This window comes from Rathayibacter sp. VKM Ac-2754, from assembly GCF_009807095.1.
Taxonomy (GTDB): Bacteria; Actinomycetota; Actinomycetes; order Actinomycetales; family Microbacteriaceae; genus Rathayibacter.
In genome coordinates, this window is the sequence record NZ_WUCC01000005.1 from 159,532 (window position 1) to 179,246 (window position 19,715).

Here is a 19,715-nt window from a genome sequence, read left to right on the forward strand (position 1 = left end):
GGCGTCGGACCCCGAGTGCAGGGGGACAGTGGTGCGGGCAGTCAGCGAGCTGCGGCGGGGCCCCGGGTCAGCCGGGTCAGTGCTCCGGTCACGCCCGAGGCCGAGGCCACGGCGATGCAGAGCGCGAGAGCGGGGAACAGGGTGGTCCACCAGCCGCCGAGCATGACGTCCGAGACTCCGCTCGAGATCATCACTCCCCACTCCGGTGTCGGCGGATTGAGACCCACGCCGAGGAAGCCGAGTGACGCCGAGACGATGATCGAGATGCCGAAGATGGTCGAGCTGTTCTCGATCGCGGGGCGGGCCGAGTTCGGCAGCACGTGCCGGAGCATGATCCGCCACGGCCGCAGCCCTGCCATCACGGCGGCGTCCACGTAGGCGTCGCTGCGCACCTTCAGCACCTCCGCCCGGGTGAGCCGCACCTGGTTCGGGAGCAGGATCAGCGAGAGCGCGATGCTGAGGCTGAGGACCGATGGGCCGAACAGGCCGACCACGACGACGCCGACGATCAGCGGAGGGACAGCGTCTGTCAGGTCGATGAAGCGATTGACCCCGCGGCCGGCGACCCCCATCACTCCTGTCGTCGCCTCGTTCATCCCGACGATCAGACCGATGACCAGACCGAGGACCGTGGCGAAGATCGTGACCAGGAACGCCATCAGCAGATTGATCTGCGTGGCCGCGATCGTCCGCGAGAAGACGTCCATGCCGGTCGCGTCCGTGCCGAAGAGGTGGGTCGCGTCCGGCGCGAGGTTCGACGGGCCCGCCACCCGCTCGGGGTCGAACGGCACGATGACCCGGGCGAAGAGCGTGATGAGCACCAGGATCCCGAACGGGACGGCGCCGATCCAGACGGGTGCGCGCCTCCGAGTGACCTCGGAGCGGAGGCGCGGCTGCGGGAGCCGCAGGCGGGTGAGGGTGGTCATGGTGTCATCCGTCCACTCGTGCGCCGGGTCGCCGGCGCGGATCGAGGAGCATGTTGGCGATGTCGACGAGGAAGAAGACGACCAGGCACAGGGCGGCGATCACGACCAGGAAGCCCTGCAGGCCGAGGAAGTCGAGAGTCTCGACGGAGGTGATCGCGAACGTGCCGACTCCGCCGAATCCGAAGAGCTGCTCGATCACGACGACACCGCCGATGAGACCGCCGAACATCGCCCCCAGCATCACGACGGAGGAGGCGCTCGCGCGTCGCAGGATGCTGCGGTAGATGGAGGAGCGCGTCGCCCCGGAGGCGATCTTGAACAGCGTCGACGGGGCCGACACCTGCTCCTCGACTCCCAGATTCAGCTGCTTCCACAGGCTGGGCGTGTGCACCAGGACGATCACGGCCAACGGCAGCGCGTAGTGGGCCCAGAGCGACGCGAAGCCGACCCAGTCGCCGCTGATCACCGTGTCGATCAGAGGGAAGCCGGTGACGACGGGCAGCGTGGCTCCTGGATCGACCCGGCCGATGGGCGCCGGGACGATGCGCAGGAATGTGTAGAAGAGCACGAGGCCGAGGATGGCGACCGCGAAGTCCGGCACCGATCCCGCCAGACGTCCGTAGAAGCGCAGCGCCGCGTGCAGCTGCCGGTTGCTCGTCAGCATCGTCACGAGCGCGAGCGTGAGCGCCAGAGCGACGGCACCGAGCAGCCCCAGGGCGACGAGCTCGATCGTCGACGGGAGCCGCGTCATGATCTCTGTCCAGACCGGGCGTCCCGTGATGGGCGAGGTCCCGAGGTCGAGGCCCAGGAGCTGCCGCCAGAACGCGACGAGCTGGTCCCAGAGCGACCCGCCGAGACCCATCGACTCGGCGGCCGCGTCGTAGTCCTCGGTGGTGAAGCCGGCACTCGTGTCCATCCGCGCGAGCACGGGGTCGCCGGGCACGAGCCGGACGAGGAAGAACGCGACGGTCGCGAAGACCGCGATGTGGAGCGGGAGCACCAGGGCGCGGGTGATCCACCAGCGGTTGCGGTTCAGGAACGTGGTCACAGGCCTTCTCCTCTCAGAGCGGGTGTCGGGGTGGTCTCCCGCTGGACAGCGGTGGTCGGAGGGCCGACGGGCCGGGCAAGAGCGAGCCAGGACCCTCCGCGGGAGATCGACGCGACGGTCGCGGCGATCCCGAACGCGGCGAGGAGCAGCCCGGCGGCGACGAAGGCCGAAGCGACGGCCGCCCGATTCGAGACGACTGTGTCGTAGCCGTCGATGCCCACCGCGGCGAGGCCGGCGGTGACGAGCACCAGCGCGACGGCGGTGCCCGTCGTCTGAGCCCCGTTGAAGAGGAGGGAGCGCACGCCGTTCGCGATGCCCCGCCGCGACACGGGCAGCCCTGTCATGATCGCGGCGGTGTTGGGGGCGGTGAAGACGCCGTTGCCGGCACCCACCAGCAGCAGGCCGGCGATCAGCAGGCCGCTCGATGCCTGGCCGAACGAGGCGGCGGTGAGCCCGTAGCCGACCGCCGAGAGCGCGCAGCCGGTCGAGGACACGGTCCGCGACGAGAACCTCCTGGCCAGGACACCGGCCATCGGCGACGTGACCACGAGAGCCGCCGCGGTCACGGCCGCGATCAGACCGGCCTGCACGCTCGAGACTCCGAGCACGAGCTGCTGGTGCAGCACGACCAGCACGAGGACGGCGGACTGCGGGAACGCCATCAGGAAGGCGCTCGTCAGCGCGAGCGCTCTGGCCCGCTCGATCAGGATCGACGTGTCGATCAGGGCGACCGTCGTGCGCCGCTCCACCACCGCGAAGATCATCCCGAGGACCAGCGCGAGGGCGAAGAGGGTCAGCACGCGCGGGTCGTCGAGGCCCCAGACCGACACCCGGTTCACGCCGAGCAGGAGCGCCGCGAGGGCCGCCGCGACGAGGACGGCGCCCACGACGTCGAAGCGATCGCCGGCGGAGCGCGACCGGTGGTCCTTCGGGAGGATGAGCATCCCGAGGATCAGGGCGAGGACACCGAACGGCACGTTCACCAGGAACAGCGAGCGCCAGCCCATCGATTCGAGGAGCACGCCACCCAGGACGGGTCCCACGATCGAGGCGGCGGAGGCGGCCATGATGTTGATGCTCAAGCCGAGAGTCAGCATCGTGGGCGGGAACGTGTCCGAGATGATCGCGTTCGCGTTCGGGATGATCGACGCCGCGGCCACCCCCTGCAGAGCGCGCAGGACGATCAGGGTGATCGGATCGACGACGACGGAGGCGATCAGGCTGGCCGCGATCATCAGGACGAGTCCCGCGAGGTAGAGCCGACGCCGGCCGACCATGTCCGACAGCCGCGAGAAGACGAGCACGGTCATCGACAGCGCGAGCATGTACGCCAGCAGGAACCAGTCGGCGGTCGCCGCGGTCACGCCCAGGTCGCCCGAGATCGCCGGCAGCGCGACGTTGATCGACGTCGCGTTGACGAACATCAGCATGCTTCCGAGCGTGGTGACGACGAGGACCGCCCACGGAGAGCGCAGTGCCGCCATCAGGCCGTCAACTCCGCCTGGATGGGTTCGACCGGAACGAGGTGACGTGGAGCGCGGGTGTACGCGTCGAGGAGGGAGACCGTGTAGGGATGCGCGGGGCTGTCGAGCACCTGATCGGTCGGGCCGTGCTCGACGACCGCTCCGTCGCGCATGACGAGGAGCGAGTCGGCGACGAAGGCGGTGGCGGGCAGGCCGTGCGACACGAAGCCGAGCCCGACCTGATAGGTCTCGCAGTAGTCGCGGATCATGTTCAGCACGGCGCCCTGGACCGAGACGTCCAGGGCCGAGACGACCTCGTCGCACAGGAGCACCCGCGGGCGCACGACCAGGGACCGCGCGAGCGAGAACCGCTGGCGCTGACCGCCCGAGAGCTGGCTCGGATAGCGCCCGAGATGCGCCGGGTCGAGACGGAGCAGCTCGAGCACCTCGAGGATCTCGGACTCCGCGGCGTCGCCTGTGACGCCGCGGAGGACTCGGAGCGGGGTCGCCACCGCATCGCGGAGGGTGCGCCGCGGATCGAACGACGAGAACGTGTCCTGAGCGACGTACTGGACGCTCCTGCGCAGTTCGAGTGTCCCGGCCGCCGTCCGCTGCAGCAGCTGCAGCGACCGGCCGTTCAGGGTCACGTCGCCGGCGGTCGGCTTCTCGAGGCCGACGAGCAGGCGCGACAGCGTGGACTTCCCGGACCCCGACTCGCCGACGATCCCGAGCGAGGTCCGCGAGTTGATCTCGAGATCGACGGGCTTCACCGCGACGTGCCGGCTCGCTCCCCGTCCGAAGCTCTTGGTGACTCCCTCCGCCCGCAGCGAGACGAGCTCACGGACCGCGTTCACGCCGACACTGCTTCGTCGAGGTCGATCCGGCCCTGGTCGGCGAGGGTGGGCAGGCGGTGCATGCGCGCCGTCTGGAGGGTGGGCACGCAGGCCGTCAGCGCGCGGGTGTAGGGGTGGGTCGCGTCCTCCTCGATGCGGTCGGCCCGGCAGATGTCGACGATCCGCCCGTGGTACATCACGATCACCCGGTCCACGTACATCCGGCAGAGCTCGATGTCGTGGCTGACGATCAGGAGGCTCGCACCGGTCCGCTGCGTCATGTCGGCGAGCAGGTCCATCACGTCGCGGCTGACGGAGGCGTCGAGCGCCGACGTCGGCTCGTCCGCTATCAGCAGCCGCGGCTCACTGCAGATCGCCAGCGCGATCATCACCCGCTGGCGCATGCCTCCGGAGAGTTCGTAGGGGCGCAGCTTCAGGATGCGCTCGGTGTCCGAGAGGCCGACGCGACGCAGCCACTCGGCGGCGCGCTCTCTCGCGGCCCGTCGGCCGAGCCGGCCGACGCCGCGGAGCACGTCCGTGAACTGGCTGCCTACCGTGGCGACCGGGTCGAGCGAGGTCATCGCGTCCTGGAACACCATCGACATCCCCGGCGTCCGGTGGGGCACGGTGCGCAGGGCTCCGCGGACCACGTCCTCGCCGTCGAAGCGGAAGGTCCCGAACCGGCGCTGGACCGACGCATCGGTCAGCAGGCCGGCGACGGCCAGGGCCAGGGTCGTCTTGCCCGAGCCGGACTCGCCCACGATGGCGACGTGCTCGCCGCGCTCGAGGGTGAACGCCGCGTCGTGCACGGCGATGTGCCGGTCGGCGCCGCTGCCGTAGCTGACCTCGGCGTCCGTGATCGTGAGAAGGGGATCGGTGCTCACAAGCTGTCCTCGCATCGTCTCTAGAACTCGAGCAGGTTGTCGCGGAAGGTGTCGAACGAGTACTCGGTCCGGGTCAGACCGCGGCGCTGCAGCGCCGGCACCAGCCCGTCGGCGATCTCGCTGACGTAGCGGCGGTTCAGGTCGAAGTTGGCGATCAGGAAGCCGTCTCCGCCGACCTCCTGCATCACCTCGTCCATCTGAGCCGCGACGGTGGCCGGAGTGCCGACCAGTTCGAGGGAGCCGGTCCCCTTGGTCAGGAACTCCCGGGGCGTCTTGCCGATCGCCTGCGCGAGCATCTGCTGGTGGCCGTTCGTCGTCGCCGTGGCCGGGATCGGCTCGTCGATGGGGAACTGCGCGAAGTCGATGCCCGAGTGCCGCGAGAGGTGCAGAAGACCGAGCTCGGGGTGGGCCTGGGCGAACGCCTTCTGCCGAGCCGACTTCTCGTGGGCCTCCGCATCCGTCTCGCCGAGGACCGGCGAGACCATGAACAGCACCTTCACGTCGTCGGGGTTGCGGCCCGCGACGACCGCTTCTCGCCGGATGTCCTCGCGGAACGTCTTCATCGCCTCCGGGCCGCCTTCGACCCCGGAGATGACCGAGTTCGCCGTGCGGGCGGCGAACCTCTTGCCGCGGGGGGATCCTCCGGCCTGCGTGAAGACTGGGCGGCCCTGGGGTGAGCGCGGAGCGTTCAGCGGGCCGCGGGAGCGGTAGAACTTCCCCTCGAAGTCGAGGGTGTGCACCTTCTCGAAGTCGGCCCAGACCCCGTTCTCCTCGTCGACGACCACGGCGTCCTCGTCCCACGACTCCCACAGCTGGCAGGCGAGATCGAAGAACTCGTCGGCCATGTCGTAGCGGAGGTCGTGCTCCTCGAGCAGGTCCTTCCCGTAGTTCTGCGCGCCGCGGTGGCTGGACGAGGTCACCACGTTCCAGCCCGTCCGCCCCTGGGACATGTGATCGAGGGTGTTGATCTTGCGGGCGAGCATGTACGGGTGGTACTCGGTGATCGACAGGGTCGGCACCACTCCGATGTGGCTCGTCAGGTGCGACATGATCGGCGCGAGCACCGAGGGGTCCATCTTGGGAGTCGCCGTGGCGCTCGAGAGGTAGGCCTTCGAGTCGCCGCCGTAGGCGTCGGGGACGTAGTTGGAGTCCTCGATGATGATGTAGTCGAACCGTGCGCGCTCGAGCGCCTGCGCGGTGTCGACCCACAGCTGCGGGCTCGCCCAGTCGACTCCTCCGCGACCCGACCAGGTCCGGTTCCACGACTTCACGCCGAACCCGCCGGCGCCGAACCAGGCGAGGTGGAAGGGTTTCGCTGACATCTCGTTCGCTCCTTGTGACTCCGCTGCTGCGGGAGGGTGGTGCTCGATCGGTTCCGGTGGTGGTCTCCACGGTAGGCAGCCCGTGTTTCATCGCCGGTCGCAAGGGGTGAAGAGGCGATTACGCCATGCCCCCGATTGAGGAATCCCAGGTCAGCGGGTCGTTCCCGCGCGGGATGGCTCGGTGTTCGCCGCATCGGGACCGACCAGCGCTCGGCATCGGAGCGTCGGTGGCTCCGATGCTCCGACGACGAAGGCCGCCGCGGCGCCCTCGGGGGTGCTGCGGCGGCCTCCGTCGTGCTCAGTAGGCGAGCAGGTTGTCCTTGAAGTGCTCTCCGTCGTAGGAGCTGCGGATCAGCCCGCGACGACGCAGCTCCGGGGCGAGGCCGGAGGCGATCTCATCGATGTAGCGACGCGTGTGCGTGAGGCCGGTCTCGGCACGGATGAGGAAGCCGTCGCCTCCGACCTCGTCCACGATCTCCTCCATCCGATCCGCCACCTGGGCGATCGTCCCGACCATCTGCGGCCCGAGCTGGGCGCGCTCGGGCAGCGCCTCCCGGAGGGTCTTCCCCTCGTTGCGCTTCATGAAGTCCTCGAGGATCGACTGGTGGCCGTTCGTCGTGAGGTCCTGCGGCATCGGGGCGTCCAGGTCGAACTGGAAGAAGTCGATCTCGGTGACCGCGGAGATCATCGCGAGCGTCTGCTCCACCTGGAGGGGATCACCCATGCCGTAGGTCCGCTCCCACACCATCCGCGCCTCGGCCTCGGTCTCGCCCAGCACCGGAGCCGCGTGGAAGAGGACCTTGACGTCGTCGGGGTTGCGGCCGGCCCGTTCCGCCCGCTCCCGGACGTCGGCTCGATAGGCCTTCATCTTGGCGACGTTCGGGTTGCTGGCGACGATCACGTTCGCGTTCCGGGCCGCGAAGTCCCGGCCCTTCGGCGATCCGCCCGCCTGGCACAGCACCGGTCGGCCCTGCGGTCCCGCCGGCATGTTGAGGGGTCCGCGCGAGGAGTGGTACCTGCCCTCGTAGTGGATCGGGTGCACCTTGGTATGGTCCGCGTAGAAGCCGGTCGTGCGGTCCTGGACGATCGCGCCCGGTTCCCAGGAGTCCCAGAGCTTCGTCACGATCTCGACGAACTCCTCGGCGCGGTCGTAGCGCTCGTCGTGAGGCGGCAGCGTCGCCATGCCGTAGTTCTGCGCCGCGATGTCCTCGGAGGAGGTGACGATGTTCCAGCCGACGCGACCGCCGGTCAGATGGTCCATCGTGGCCATCACCCGGGCGAGGATGAACGGCGAGTAGAACGACGTCGACCCCGTCGCGACGAAGCCGATGTGCTTCGTCGCGCGCGCCAGCACCGGGAGCAGCGGGAACGGATCGAGCTTGGGCGAGTGCAGGCTGTGCTTGAGGTCCATCAGTGCCGAGCCGCCACCCGCCTCCGAGACCATGGTCGAGTCCTCGAACATCATGAAGTCGAAGCCGGCGCGCTCGAGCTGCTTCGCCATCGAGACGTAGTACTCGCCGGACATCCACTCGGTGCCGGTGTCGCCGCCCCAGTCGGAGCGCCACGCGGGGGCGGTGAACGAGGTGAACCACGCGAGGTGGAACGGTGCGGTCATCAGGCGACCCTCTCTTCGGTCTGCTGTGCCCCGGTCGGCAGGGCTCCGGTCCGGTCGATGCGCGGGTCGGCCGCGCGGGGGTCGATGCTGTCCAGGCCGAAGTGGCTCAGGATGGTCGATCCCTCGTAGGCGGTGCGGAAGAGTCCGCGCTCCTGCAGGATCGGGACGACGGAGTCGACGAAGTCGTCGATGGTCCGGGGCAGGATCGGAGCGACGAGCGAGTAGCCGTCGCAGGCACCCGCGCGGAACCAGGTCTCCATCGTGTCCGCGACCTGCACCGCGGTGCCGGTCGCGACGAACTGCATGTTGGCGAGACCCCCGACGTACGAGCGGTAGGCGACCTCCGCGATCGTCAGGCCCTCCTCCCGGGCCATCCGCGTGAACAGGCTCGCCTGGCTGATGCTCGCGGTCCTGACCGTCGGCAGCAGGTCGAACGGCAGGGGGCCGTCGGGGTCGTAGACCGTGAGATCGTGCTCGAGCAGACCCGAGAGGTGGGCGATCACGTCGGCCCCCTCGGCGTGGTTGTCGTCGAGCGCCGTCTGCAGCGCCCGCGCCTCCGCCTCGGTCTCGCCGAGGAACGGTGCGATGCCGAGCAGCACCTTCACGCTGTCGGGGTCCCGACCGTAGGCGGCCGCGCGCCGTTTGATGTCGTCGTAGTACTCCTGGGCGCGCTCGAGGGTCGAGCCGCCCGCGTAGATGGCGTCCGCCCATCGCGCAGCCAGGTCGCGCCCTTCCGAGGAGGAGCCGGCCTGGACGATCACGGGTCGGCCGGCCGGCGGCTGCGCGACGTCGAGCGCCGCGTCGACATCGAAGTGCTTGCCGTGGTGCCGGATCCGCTCGGCGGCCAGCTCCGGAGTCGCCGCCGCCGCCCAGAGCTTCGTCACGACCTCGATGAACTCGTTCGACCGCTCGTAGCGCTCGTCGTGCGGCAGCTGCGCGGCGCGGCCGAAGTTGCGCGCGGTCGCGTCACCGGAGGAGGCGACGTAGTTGATCCCGAGGCGCCCGCCCATGATCGACGCGGTGGACGCGGCTCGCCGGGCGACGTCGAAGGGCTCGTTGTAGCTCGTCGAGAGCGTCGCGATGATCGCGATGCTGGACGTGCAGGCGGCGAGCGCCGAGGCGAGCTCGAGCGGGTCCAGGCGGGTGCTCGTCGAGCTCGATCGACCCCAGTTGTGCACCGGGGTGTCGGCGATGAACGCCTGATCGAACAGACCGCGCTCGGCCGCCTGCACCGTGTGCACGTAGGCGGCGGTGTTCGGGATCCCCGTGAGGTCGCTCTCGGGATGGCGCCAGGCTCCGGAGTGCCTCCCGTACTCGCTCAGATTCACGCTGAGATGCATCGTCTTCCTCACGCCGCTCGCCCTCCGTAGCTCATCCGATCGGTGATCCCCAGTGCGTCGGCGAGCGTCGGCCCGCCGTCGCGCGCGGCTCCCAGCCGCTGGGCCAGGCTCGCGATCCCGCCGGCCGCCGACAGCGGCCCGCTCAGGCAGACCCCATCGACGCCGAGCTCGTCGACGAGCACACCGATGGATCCGGCGGGGCCGACGGTGAGCCCGTCCCCCCCTGCGCTCGCCGCGATCGCGAGCAGGACCAGCGGGACACCGCGCGTCGCGGCGACGAGGCGCTCCGCCTCCGATCGGTCGCGGGCGACCACGATCCCGACGTCGAGCACCGGGGCGAGGCGGGCTGCCTCGTCCTCGCTCCCGATGCTGCCGAACAGCACCGGACGGCGCGCGGGCGAGGGCGGCACGTCGAGCGGGCCGGCGACGCGGAACGACGTGGAGCGGTAGTCGATCGGGTGGATCCGCGCGTCGTCCTTGAAGTCGCCGGTGACGGCGTCCGGCCACTGGGAGCCGTCCTCCCAGCTGTCCCAGAGCTCGAGGGCGATCTCTGCGTACTCGGTGGCTCGGTGCAGCTCGTCGGCGGGGCCGATCCTCGAGCGCCAGTCGTAGGCCGACGCTTCGGCGGGGCCGGTCACCGTCCTCAGCAGCCAGCCGGAGCGGCCCTGCGCCAGGTGGTCGAGCGTCGCCAGCCGTCGCGCGGCGTGGTACGGGAATCCGTAGAGCGCGGAGTTCGCGGCGATGATCCCGATCGTCGAGGTCGTCATCGCGAGATGAGCGGCGAGGGTCGTCGACTCGAACGGCGCGACGCCTCCGGAGCCGGCCGCGTCGAGGACCGCGACAGCGGCGACGCCGGCGCGCTCCAGGGCCGCGGCGGCTTCGACCGTCTCGGCCAGTGCGGTTCCGGGGTCGAGGGTGGTGCCGGGGTCGAGCGAGAGCAGGGCGGTGACGATCATGTCCGGTCCTTCCGGTCTGTCGGGCGCATCAGTAGGCCATGAGGTTGTCGCGGAAGGTGTCGAACTCGTACTGCTTCCGCGTGAGTCCGCGGCGCTGCAGCTCCGGGACCAGTCCGTCGCAGATCTCGAGCGAGTAGCGCCGCGAGAAGTAGCTGTTCGCGATCAGGAACCCGTCGCCGCCCACCTCCTGCATCACCTCGTCCATATAGCCGGCGACGCTGTCCGGAGTCCCGACGTAGCCGCGCGCCCCCGCGCTCAACGGGTTGCCCGTGATCACCTCGCGGAGGACCCGGCCCTCCCACTGGGCGACCATCGACTGGTGCCCGTTCGAGACCAGCGTCGAGGGAAGCGGCTCGTCGAGATCGAACTGCGCGAAGTCGATCCCCGACTGCCGCGACAGCGAGGCGAGCTGGTACTCGACCTCGTCCGCGTCGAGGACCGAGAGCCGCGTGTAGCGCTCCAGCGCCCGCTCCTCGGTCTCGTCGATGACGGGAGAGACCAGGAACATGAGCTTGGTGCGGTCGGGATCGCGCCCTGCGGCGAGGGCGCCCGCCCGCACGTCGTCGCGGTAGGCCTTCATCTTCTCCGGGGTGCCGGCCGAGACGATGATCGTCTCCGCCCACTCCGAGGCGAAGCGGCGGCCGCGTGCGGAGCCGCCCGCCTGGCAGATGACGGGCGAGCCCTGGGGCGATCGCGGCGAGGAGAGCGGGCCGCGCGAGCGGAAGTACTTCCCCTCGAAGTCCAGCGGGTGCACCTTCGACCCGTCGGCGAACACGCCGTTCTCGAGGTCGAGGACCAGCGCGTCCTCCTCCCAGCCCGCCCAGAGGCCGTGCGCCACCTGCATGAACTCGTCGGCCATGTCGTAGCGCTCGTCGTGGGGGTACTGCTTGTCGCGGCCGTAGTTCTGCGCGCCGCCGTCGTTCGACCCCGTCACCACGTTCCAGCCGATGCGCCCGTCCGACACGTGGTCGAACGTGTTCATCATCCGCGCGAGCATGAAGGGGTGGTACTCGGTCGTCGAGCAGGTGACGACGATGCCGAGGTTCTCGGTCGCCTCGATGAGGAACGGAGCGAGGATCGACGGGTCGAGCTTCGGGGTGTCCACCGAGTGCCGCAGGTAGGCGTCGTGGGAGCCCTGGTAGGTGTACGGCACGTTCGAGGAGTCCTCGATCATGAAGTAGTCGAACCCGGCCCGCTCCATCGCCCGCGCGTGGTCGACCGCGAAGTCGGGCCGCGCGAAGCGGGAGACCGCCGAGCCGGCCCAGGCGTGCTTCCACGCCTTCGGCCCGAATCCCTTCGAGTAGAACCAGCCGAGGTGGAACGGGGAGGCCGTCATGCGGTGCTGCTTTCTCTGCGGGGGAGGGAGGAGGAGTCCGGCCGGCGCATCAGAACGCCATCAGGTTCTCGCGGAGCGTGCTGTGCTCGTAGGCCGTTCGGGTGAGTCCGCGCTTCTGCAGCTCGGGCACGAGGCCGTCGCAGATCTCGGTGACGTACCGGCGCGAGAAGTAGCTCTCGTTCAGCAGGAAGCCGTCGCCGCCGACCTCCTGCATCAGCTCGTCCATCTCGGCCGCAACGTCCTTCGCGGTGCCAGAGAGGGGAACGCACTCGAGACTCCGCTGGTAGCGCAGGACGTCGCGGAGGACCTTGCCCTCCATCGCCGCGGCGCTCGACTGGTGGCCGTTGGAGATCAGGCGCGGGAGCGGCTCGTCGAGATCGAACTGCGCGAAGTCGATCCCCGTCCCGCGCGAGAGCGAGGCGAGACCGAACTCGACCTCGCGCTCCGCGAAGTCGTACCGCGCCTGCCGCCGTTCGAGGGCCGCCTCCGTCGTCTCGTCGATGAGGGGCGAGATCAGGAACAGGACCTTGATCGAGTCGGGATCCCGGCCGGCGAGCGCCGCCTTCGCGCGCACGTCCTCGCGGTAGGCCTTCATCTGGTCGACACCTCGGGCGGCGCAGATGATCGTCTCCGCCCACTGCGCGGCGAACGTGCGCCCGCGGCCCGAGCCTCCCGCCTGGCAGATGACCGGTGAGCCCTGCGGGGAGCGAGGGGAGGAGAGCGGTCCGCGCGAGCGGAAGTACGTCCCCTCGTGATGGATCGGGTGCACCTTCGACCCGTCGGCGAAGACTCCGTTCTCGAGATCGAGCACCAGCGCGTCCTCGTCCCACGAGCGCCAGAGCCCGTGGGCGACGGTGAGGAACTCGTCCGCCATGTCGTAGCGCTCGTCGTGCGGGTACTGCTTCTCGCGCCCGTAGTTCTGCGCCCCGCCGTCGTTGGATCCGGTGACGACGTTCCAGCCGATCCGGCCCTCCGACACGTGATCCAGGGCATTCATCTTCCGCGCCAGCATGAACGGGTGGTACTCGGTCGTCGAGCAGGTCACCACGACCCCGAGGTTGCTCGTGGCGGCCGTGATGAAGGGCGCCAGCACGATCGGATCGAGCTTGGGAGTGTCGACCGAGTGACGCAGATAAGCGTCGTGCGAGCCCTGGTACGTGTACGGGACGTTCGAGGAGTCCTCGAGCATCAGGTAGTCGAAGCCGGCGCGCTCCATCGCGCGAGCCAGGTCGACGGCGTTGTCCGGCTTCGTGAACCGCGCGACGGCGGAACCCGCCCAGTCGTGCTTCCAGGCTTTCGGGCCGAACCCTTTCGAATAGAACCAGCCGAGATGGAAGGGATCAGAAGACATGCACACCACCGGTGAAGTGAGGGATTCGGGACGATTCCGAACCTATCGACGGCGTATTTCGGCTTCGCCCTGCGGCGGTGACATCGTCATTACGCCGGAGGCGGCGCCCGGACCGCAGTCGATCGCGACGGGCTCGCACCGCTCTCCCGCGCGGGATCCAGCCCGGTCGGCGCCCCGCCGACAGCCCGGATCCGGGGCTGATCGCCGGTCGTGGACGGCGCGGCGGGCGCCCGGATGCGGGGGCGGAGGCGGCGGACAGCGCCGCGTCCCCCCGGCGAACGGGTGTCGGAGGCGGCCGGCACAGGACCGCGCCCTCAGTGGCGTAACAGCGATGTAATGCCGAGGCGCACGTGTGTGTAATGCGCGGAGAGGATCCTTGTCGCCCAAGGATCCCAGCGTCGCGAATCCCTTCGACTCGACCGCGCAGTCATTCGTCTGGAGATCACATGGACCACTCGGCTCATCACGGCGGCACTGTCCGAGATCACTCGGCGCAGAACGGTTCGGCACAGAACGGTTCGGCGCAGAACGACTCGGCGCAGAGCGATTCTGCGCAGAACGATTCGGCGCAGGGGAGCTCCGCGCAGAAGGACTCCGCGCAGCGGGAGTTCCGCCGGCTGGCGCGTGAACGCGCCTCCGAGCAGAAGGTCGTGCGGATGCGCTCGGTGCTGAGCGTGCACGGCGCCCTGCGCACCGGACTCCGGACGGGCACCATCGCGCCGTCCGACCGGCTCGAGGAGTCGGTGCTCGTGCGCAAGTACTCGGTCAGCCGGAACGCGGTGCGCGCTGCCCTCCGCCTCCTCGTCGACGAGGGCGTCGTCTCGCGAGCCCCGCGCGCCGGGACGGTCATCCTCTGCGGCCTTGCCGACGTCCGCATCGACAACGGGGTCGCCTGGGCGAGAGCAGAGGACGCCGACCACGAACTGGTGACGACCGAGAGCCGCTGGATCCCCTCCACGCCGATCACACGGACCATGCTCGACACCGACGACGCTCAGGTGCACTGCACCGAGATGGTCGATCTTCTCGACGGCGAGCCGAGCCTCCTGTACGCCAGGTTCTGCCTCGCGGCGGGCGCCGGTCGCGCCTCGGTCTCGGGTGGTCGCGACGGCAGCTTCGAGGCCCTGTTCGCCGAGACCTACGGCAGCCGGATCGGCTCGATCGACTGCTGGGTCGAGGCGAAGGGCGCCGACGAGCGTGCGGCGGCACAGCTCGGGGTGGCTCCGGGCACGGCGCTGCTCGTGAAGTCCCGGCAGATCCGGGGAGAGGACGGCGTGCCGCGCGAGTACAGCGTGACCCACTACCTCGCCTCCCGGGTGGCACTGACGACGGTCCTCGACGGGGCGTCGACGCACGCGCCGACCGCCGTCCCACGGGTCCGCTTCGAGCACGGCGGGCCTGCGGTGTCGGCGTCCGTCGAGGAGCCGGGGGCGAGCGTGCACCGCCGCTCCGTTCTGGATGCGCACTCCGAGCTGCGCGCCGCCCTCCGCGGCAAGCTCTTCCGCGTCGACGAGCAGCTCGTCGAGGACGATCTCGCACGAGAGTTCGGCACGTCGCGCAACACCATGCGCACCGCGCTCGCGCAGCTCGTCGACGAGGGCCTCATCCGCCGCGACCGCCGACACGGCACGGTGGTCACGACGCCCATCGCCGAGCTGACCATCGACAACGCGATGGGATGGTACCCGGAGGACGCCGGACGCCACCGCACCGAGAGCCTCTTCGCCGTGACGATCCCGACTCCGCCGACCGTCGGGGAACGACTGGGCACGGGCAGTCCCACCGTGTCGGTCGATCACTTCCTCTCGCACCGCGATGGACGGCCCTTCGTCATCTACATCCGCTACTCCGAGCCGGCCGAGCACCCTCGCCCGCTCACGGATCCGACCCGGATGGACTTCGACGATCTCTTCCGCCACAGCTACGGGGTATCGCTCGACCGCATCGAGACGAGCGTCCACGCCGTCCGCGCCGGTGAACGCGCCGCCGGACTGCTCGGTGTGGCACCGGGGACGCTCCTCCTCCTCAAGGAGCGCCTGCTCGTGGGCGAGGACGGCCGCGCTCGCGAGTTCAGCCACAGCTACTACGTCGCCGCCGGCGTCGTGCTCTCGACGCGGCGGTCGGCGAGTCCGGAGGCGCGCGCGATCCGAGCGGCCGCCTGAGCCGGTCGCGCAGGCCCGCTCAGCTCCGAGGGGCGGGGTCCGGCGCGAACGACTCCGCAACGGCGAGCAGCTGCTCGACGCTGGGGTAGGCCCAGCGGAGATAGGCCGCCGGGATGCGGCTCCGCTCGGCGACGAGCTCGTGGGTCACCTCGGCCGGGTCGACCTCGACGACTGTTCTGGCGATCGCCGCGAGCCGGTGCGCCTCCCGATCCCGACGGATCTGCTCGAGATCCGCGGTCCGCTTGGGGCCGGGGCGGACGGCGGCGCGTCGACGCGATGACTCCGCCGCCTGCTCGCGCGCCCAGGTCCGGGTCGCCGCGATGTCCCGCCCGAGCTGCTGGACGAGCGCCTCGGTGTCCCGGTAGCGGCGTTGCGGCCGGAGCTTGGCGCACAGCTCGACCGTGATCTCGTGGCCGTAGAGCGAGCCGGAGAAGTCGAGGAGGTGCGCCTCGAGCAGCCGCTGCCCGTCGCGCCCGTAGAAGCTCGTGCGGCGCCCGACCGAGACCGCGGCGGTGTGCACGGAGTCCTCGGCGCTGTCGCGGACGATGCCCGCGTAGACGCCGTCGGCCAGACCGCAGTCGGCGAGCGGGATGTTCGCGGTCGGGAAGCCGAGGAGGCGGCCGCGGCGATCGCCGGGGACGACCACCCCGGTCACGGTGAACAGGGCGTCGGAGGCGTCGAGACGAGTGGTGACGGTCATGGCGGCGATCCTCTCGGGTACACCCGTCGATCGGGCGCCCTCCCAGTAGAGCGCGCCCCCGTTACACCCCGATGACCCGGCCCTTTCGATCGCATTGCGCCGGTTCCCTCCCCTGCGGCGCGTGATCGTGACGGTCATCAAGGCGTCCGTGATGGGGTCGAGCGCTGACCACGGTCAGGCCGTGGGGCGTCTTCTCCCACTTGTGCGGGCTGAAGACGATCTGCCAGGCCGCACGCCAGGCCGAGATCGAGTGCAGCACCCAGTAGACGGGGTTCAGCACCGCGAAGGCCGCGACCCGCCAGTTGTAGCGCTTCCACGCCGCGATCCCCGACACCACGATCATCAGCGCGTTCGAGAACAGCATGTTCGTCGTCCCCGCGACGATCAGCCACTCCGGAATGTCGAGCCCCAGGAACTGCACGCCGATGCAGCACCTGTTTCAGTCTTTACCACGCTTTATCCGATCTGGATAAAGCACCCTAACTCCAGTAAAGTCCGACACGTGGACGCCATCGACAACCCCTACACGCCGAACGCAGGTGCGCGGCCAGAGATCCTCATCGGCCGTGACGAGCAGACGGAGGCGTTCCGAACGCTGCTCGGTCGACTCCGCCGCGGGCGGACGGAGCAGTCGATGATCATGACCGGGCTGCGGGGAGTCGGAAAGACCGTCCTGCTGAACAGCTTCCGCTCCATCGCACTCGAAGAACACTGGGAGGTCATCGAGTTCGAGGCGGTCAAGCACGGCGAGGGTCGCTTCCGCCACACCATCGCGTCCCAGCTCAAGGCCGCGTTGCTCCGCCTGTCACCGCGTGCGAAGTGGACCGCAGCAGGACGACGAGCCGCCGAGGTGCTCAGCTCGTTCGCTGTCTCCGTCAACTCCGAGGGAACCTGGTCACTCGGCTGGGATGTCCCCGCCGCAGAGGGCCTTGCCGATCACGGCGATCTGGGCATGGACCTCGCGGATGTCCTGGTGGCGGTCGGAGAAGCAGCCGCCGAGCAGGGCGAGGGCATCGTCCTGCTCATCGACGAGGTCCAGTTCCTCGATTCGACGCAGCTCGAGGCGCTCATCCAGGCGATCCACAAGACCGTTCAGCGGAGCCTCCCGGTCACGTTCGTCGGCGCGGGTCTCCCTCAGATCGCAGAACTCGTCGGAGACGCGAAGTCGTACGCCGAGCGGCTCTTCAAGTTCCCCCGTATCGACTCGCTCGACGACGAGGATGCCAGAGCCGCCCTCACCGAGCCGGCCGCCACGGAGGGCGCGGTGTACGCGGATGACGCCGTCGACCTCGCCGTCGAGATCACGCGCGGCTACCCGTACTTCATCCAGGAGCTCGGTTACCAGGTATGGACGATCGCGAAGAGCGGCCGGATCTGGAGAGAGGATGTCGAGTTGGCGAGGGACGCCTACGAGGCGAAGCTGGACAGCTCGTTCTTCCGCGTCCGCCTCGACCGCGCCACGCCCCTGCAGACCGCCTACATGCGGGCGATGGCTGAGCTGGGGCCGGCGCCGCAGAAAGCCGGCGATGTCGCCCTGCTGATGAGCCGGACCTCGACGCAACTCGGACCGACTCGCGCGGAACTCATCGAGATGGGCCTCCTCTACACCCCTGAGCACGGCTACGCGGCCTTCACTGTGCCCGACTTCGACCGCTTCATGAAGCGAGCCGTCCCCACGCTCGAGGTGCCCGCCGTCGGCGCGCGACGTCAGCGGCGCCCCTCCGTCTGAGCACGCCGCCTCGATCCATCCGTCGAAGACGGCCCGTTCGAGCACGAGAGCACGGTGCTTTCGTGACGGATCGATCCCACCGACAGGGTGACGAGGCGCCGCGCGAGAAGCCGCCCTACGCCGGCGCCCCGATCGTCGAGTCCTCGTAGTCCTCCGTCAGCCCGTGGGGCGTCTTCTCCCACTTGTGCGGGCTGAAGACGATCTGCCAGGCCGCACGCCAGGCCGAGATCGAGTGCAGCACCCAGTAGACGGGGTTCAGCACCGCGAAGGCCGCGACCCGCCAGTTGTAGCGCTTCCACGCCGCGATCCCCGACACCACGATCATCAGAGCGTTCGAGAACAGCATGTTCGTCGTGCCCGCGACGATCAGCCACTCCGGGATGTCGAGACCGAGGAACTGCACGCCGATGTAGGTGATGATCGTGAAGCCCAGCACCAGCGGGTACAGGAGGAACGCCACCGGCGTCCCCATGATCAGCGCGACCAGGCTCAGCGTGCCGAGGATCCCGTTGACGCGGAACCAGCGCACGGGGTGCCGCGTGTTCACGCCCGCGGTCATCATGTAGCCCTTGATCCAGCGGGTGCGCTGCTTGATCCACGCGGGGACCTCGGCGCACGCCTCCTCCCAGGTGTTCGAGTCGACGACGCCCACGCGGTAGCCGTGCGCGGCCACGCGGAGGCCGAGGTCGGCGTCCTCCGTGACGTTGTACGGGTCCCAGGCGCCGAGCTCGCGCAGCACGCGCGTCTCGAAGTGGTTGGAGGTGCCTCCGAGCGGGATCGGCAGGTGCGACTGGTCGAGGCCGGGCAGCATCGCGCCGAACCAGTGCGCGTACTCGACCGCGAACATCCGGGTCAGCACGTTGTAGTCGGCGTTGAAGTAGCTCAGCGCGCCCTGCAGGCACACCAGCTGCTTCTGCGACGGGTCCACGTGCCGGCGCTCGAACTCGTCCTCGCGGAACAGCCGCACGCACTTGCGCAGCTGGTCGGGGTCGGGCCGGTCCTCGGCGTCGTAGATCACGACGAACTCGCCGCGGGCGAAGCTGAGGCCGTAGTTGCACGCGCGCGGCTTGGTCTGCGGGCCGCCCGGCGGCACGATCACCATGCGCACGTACTCGGGCGGGTTCATCCGCCGCACCGCGCCGATCGTCTCGTCGTCGTCGGCCTCGAGCAGCACGAGCACCTCGAGCTTGGCCTTGGGGTAGTCGAGCGCGCCGAGGTTCACCAGCAGCTTGCTGATGATGTTGGCCTCCTTGTAGGCCGGGACGAGGATCGTGTAGATCGGCAGCTCGTCGTCGGTCATGCGCGGAGGCGACACCGCGAGACCGCGGCGGCCGCGCTCGAGCGCCACCTCCTCCTCCCATGCCGTGACCGAGCTCTTGTTGAGCGGCGCGCGGAGCCCTGCCAGGGCCTTGAAGGCGATGTTCATCAGGAACAGCAGATTCGCGGCGGCGAGCACGATCACGAAGGTGATGCTCGGCGCGAGCACGACCCCCACGATCACCACGGCGGCCAGCACGAGCGGGGTGACGACCTGCCAGCGCCGCAGCCCCGACTTGGCCGACTCGTCGCCGCTCTCGACGGCGAGCGCGTCGGCGGCACCGAACAGCAGCGCGGCGCGGCAGGCGTTCTCGACCGCCATGAAGATGTCCCAGTCGGTGGTCGTGCGCACCGTGATCCGGGAGACGCCCATCAGCTCGCGCGCGCGCGCCAGCACCGTCTCGGTCGGCGGCACCGAGGTGGCGATCACGCCGGTGCCGTCCTCGAGCACCCGCCAGGGCACCCAGCCCTCGTCGACGAGGGTGATCGGGCCGATGCGCGCGAGGGTCTTCGCCTCGGGGGGCTCCTCGACCAGGTCGACCATCGGGGCGTCCCACTGCTCGGCGAGCGCCGCGTACATCTCGCGCCGGGTGACGGCTCCGTCGATGATGAGGTGCCGGCCGAGCAGGCCGCCCTCGCGGGCCTGGCGGCGCAGCGCCTCGTCGAGCTGCTCCCGGCTGATGAGCCCGCGGTCGAGGAGGATCTCGCCCACGCGTGCCGTCGTCGTCGCCAT

16 protein-coding genes are annotated in these 19,715 nt (G+C 69.8%); 2 read left to right on the plus strand and 14 right to left on the minus strand.

Annotation, left to right across the window (positions count from 1 at the left end; translation table 11 throughout):
* Positions 1-41: 41 nt before the first annotated feature.
* The 11 genes from GRS92_RS10330 to GRS92_RS10380 all read right to left on the minus strand — a co-directional run bounded on the left by GRS92_RS10330 (position 42) and on the right by GRS92_RS10380 (position 13,074).
* The gene (locus GRS92_RS10330) at positions 42-926 is read right to left on the minus strand and encodes an ABC transporter permease (RefSeq protein ID WP_159855938.1); all 885 of its coding nucleotides are present in this window, start codon (positions 924-926) and stop codon (positions 42-44) included.
* Positions 927-930: 4 nt separating this feature from the next.
* Positions 931-1,974 carry an ABC transporter permease gene (locus GRS92_RS10335; protein ID WP_159855940.1) on the minus strand — a complete coding sequence of 348 codons (1,044 nt, stop codon included), beginning with the start codon at positions 1,972-1,974 and terminating at the stop codon, positions 931-933.
* Positions 1,971-3,458: an MFS transporter gene (locus tag GRS92_RS10340; protein WP_159855942.1), complete on the minus strand. Its 1,488-nt coding sequence runs from the start codon at positions 3,456-3,458 to the stop codon at positions 1,971-1,973. Before GRS92_RS10340 ends, GRS92_RS10335 begins: the two co-directional genes overlap by 4 nt.
* Positions 3,458-4,291, minus strand: a complete 834-nt coding sequence (locus tag GRS92_RS10345; RefSeq protein ID WP_204162383.1) for an ABC transporter ATP-binding protein — start codon at positions 4,289-4,291, stop codon at positions 3,458-3,460. The genes GRS92_RS10340 and GRS92_RS10345 overlap by 1 nt, the downstream gene beginning before the upstream one ends.
* Entirely contained in the window at positions 4,288-5,154 is an 867-nt protein-coding gene (locus tag GRS92_RS10350) for an ABC transporter ATP-binding protein (RefSeq protein ID WP_159855944.1), read from the minus strand. Before GRS92_RS10350 ends, GRS92_RS10345 begins: the two co-directional genes overlap by 4 nt.
* A gap of 20 nt (positions 5,155-5,174) precedes the next feature.
* Positions 5,175-6,476 (minus strand): NtaA/DmoA family FMN-dependent monooxygenase, encoded by a 1,302-nt coding sequence (locus tag GRS92_RS10355; protein ID WP_159855946.1) that lies wholly within the window; start codon positions 6,474-6,476, stop codon positions 5,175-5,177.
* Between the two features lie 298 nt (positions 6,477-6,774).
* Positions 6,775-8,091, minus strand: coding sequence for an NtaA/DmoA family FMN-dependent monooxygenase (locus GRS92_RS10360; protein WP_159855948.1), 1,317 nt, complete (start codon positions 8,089-8,091; stop codon positions 6,775-6,777).
* On the minus strand, positions 8,091-9,431 hold the full coding sequence (locus GRS92_RS10365) for an NtaA/DmoA family FMN-dependent monooxygenase (RefSeq protein WP_159855950.1): 1,341 nt from the start codon (positions 9,429-9,431) through the stop codon (positions 8,091-8,093). Before GRS92_RS10365 ends, GRS92_RS10360 begins: the two co-directional genes overlap by 1 nt.
* 8 nt (positions 9,432-9,439) lie before the next feature.
* Positions 9,440-10,387 carry an LLM class flavin-dependent oxidoreductase gene (locus tag GRS92_RS10370; RefSeq protein ID WP_159855952.1) on the minus strand — a complete coding sequence of 316 codons (948 nt, stop codon included), beginning with the start codon at positions 10,385-10,387 and terminating at the stop codon, positions 9,440-9,442.
* A 28-nt stretch (positions 10,388-10,415) separates the two neighbouring features.
* On the minus strand, positions 10,416-11,723 hold the full coding sequence (locus GRS92_RS10375; RefSeq protein WP_159855954.1) for an NtaA/DmoA family FMN-dependent monooxygenase: 1,308 nt from the start codon (positions 11,721-11,723) through the stop codon (positions 10,416-10,418).
* A 49-nt stretch (positions 11,724-11,772) separates the two neighbouring features.
* Positions 11,773-13,074 carry an NtaA/DmoA family FMN-dependent monooxygenase gene (locus GRS92_RS10380; RefSeq protein WP_159855956.1) on the minus strand — a complete coding sequence of 434 codons (1,302 nt, stop codon included), beginning with the start codon at positions 13,072-13,074 and terminating at the stop codon, positions 11,773-11,775.
* 656 nt (positions 13,075-13,730) lie between these two features.
* Here GRS92_RS10380 and GRS92_RS10385 point away from each other — a divergent pair.
* Positions 13,731-15,236, plus strand: a complete 1,506-nt coding sequence (locus GRS92_RS10385; protein WP_159855958.1) for a GntR family transcriptional regulator — start codon at positions 13,731-13,733, stop codon at positions 15,234-15,236.
* 19 nt (positions 15,237-15,255) lie between these two features.
* Here the strand turns inward: GRS92_RS10385 and GRS92_RS10390 are convergent, their stop codons facing one another.
* On the minus strand, positions 15,256-15,936 hold the full coding sequence (locus GRS92_RS10390) for a riboflavin kinase (protein ID WP_159855960.1): 681 nt from the start codon (positions 15,934-15,936) through the stop codon (positions 15,256-15,258).
* Positions 15,937-15,997: 61 nt separating this feature from the next.
* The gene (locus tag GRS92_RS10395; protein WP_204162022.1) at positions 15,998-16,357 is read right to left on the minus strand and encodes a hypothetical protein; all 360 of its coding nucleotides are present in this window, start codon (positions 16,355-16,357) and stop codon (positions 15,998-16,000) included.
* A gap of 81 nt (positions 16,358-16,438) precedes the next feature.
* Here GRS92_RS10395 and GRS92_RS10400 point away from each other — a divergent pair, with 81 nt between their 5' ends.
* Positions 16,439-17,665: an ATP-binding protein gene (locus GRS92_RS10400; protein WP_159855962.1), complete on the plus strand. Its 1,227-nt coding sequence runs from the start codon at positions 16,439-16,441 to the stop codon at positions 17,663-17,665.
* Positions 17,666-17,780: 115 nt separating this feature from the next.
* On the opposite strand, the gene GRS92_RS10405 is transcribed toward GRS92_RS10400, so the two are convergent.
* Complete coding sequence (locus GRS92_RS10405) at positions 17,781-19,715, minus strand: glycosyltransferase (protein ID WP_159855964.1); 1,935 nt, start codon at positions 19,713-19,715, stop codon at positions 17,781-17,783.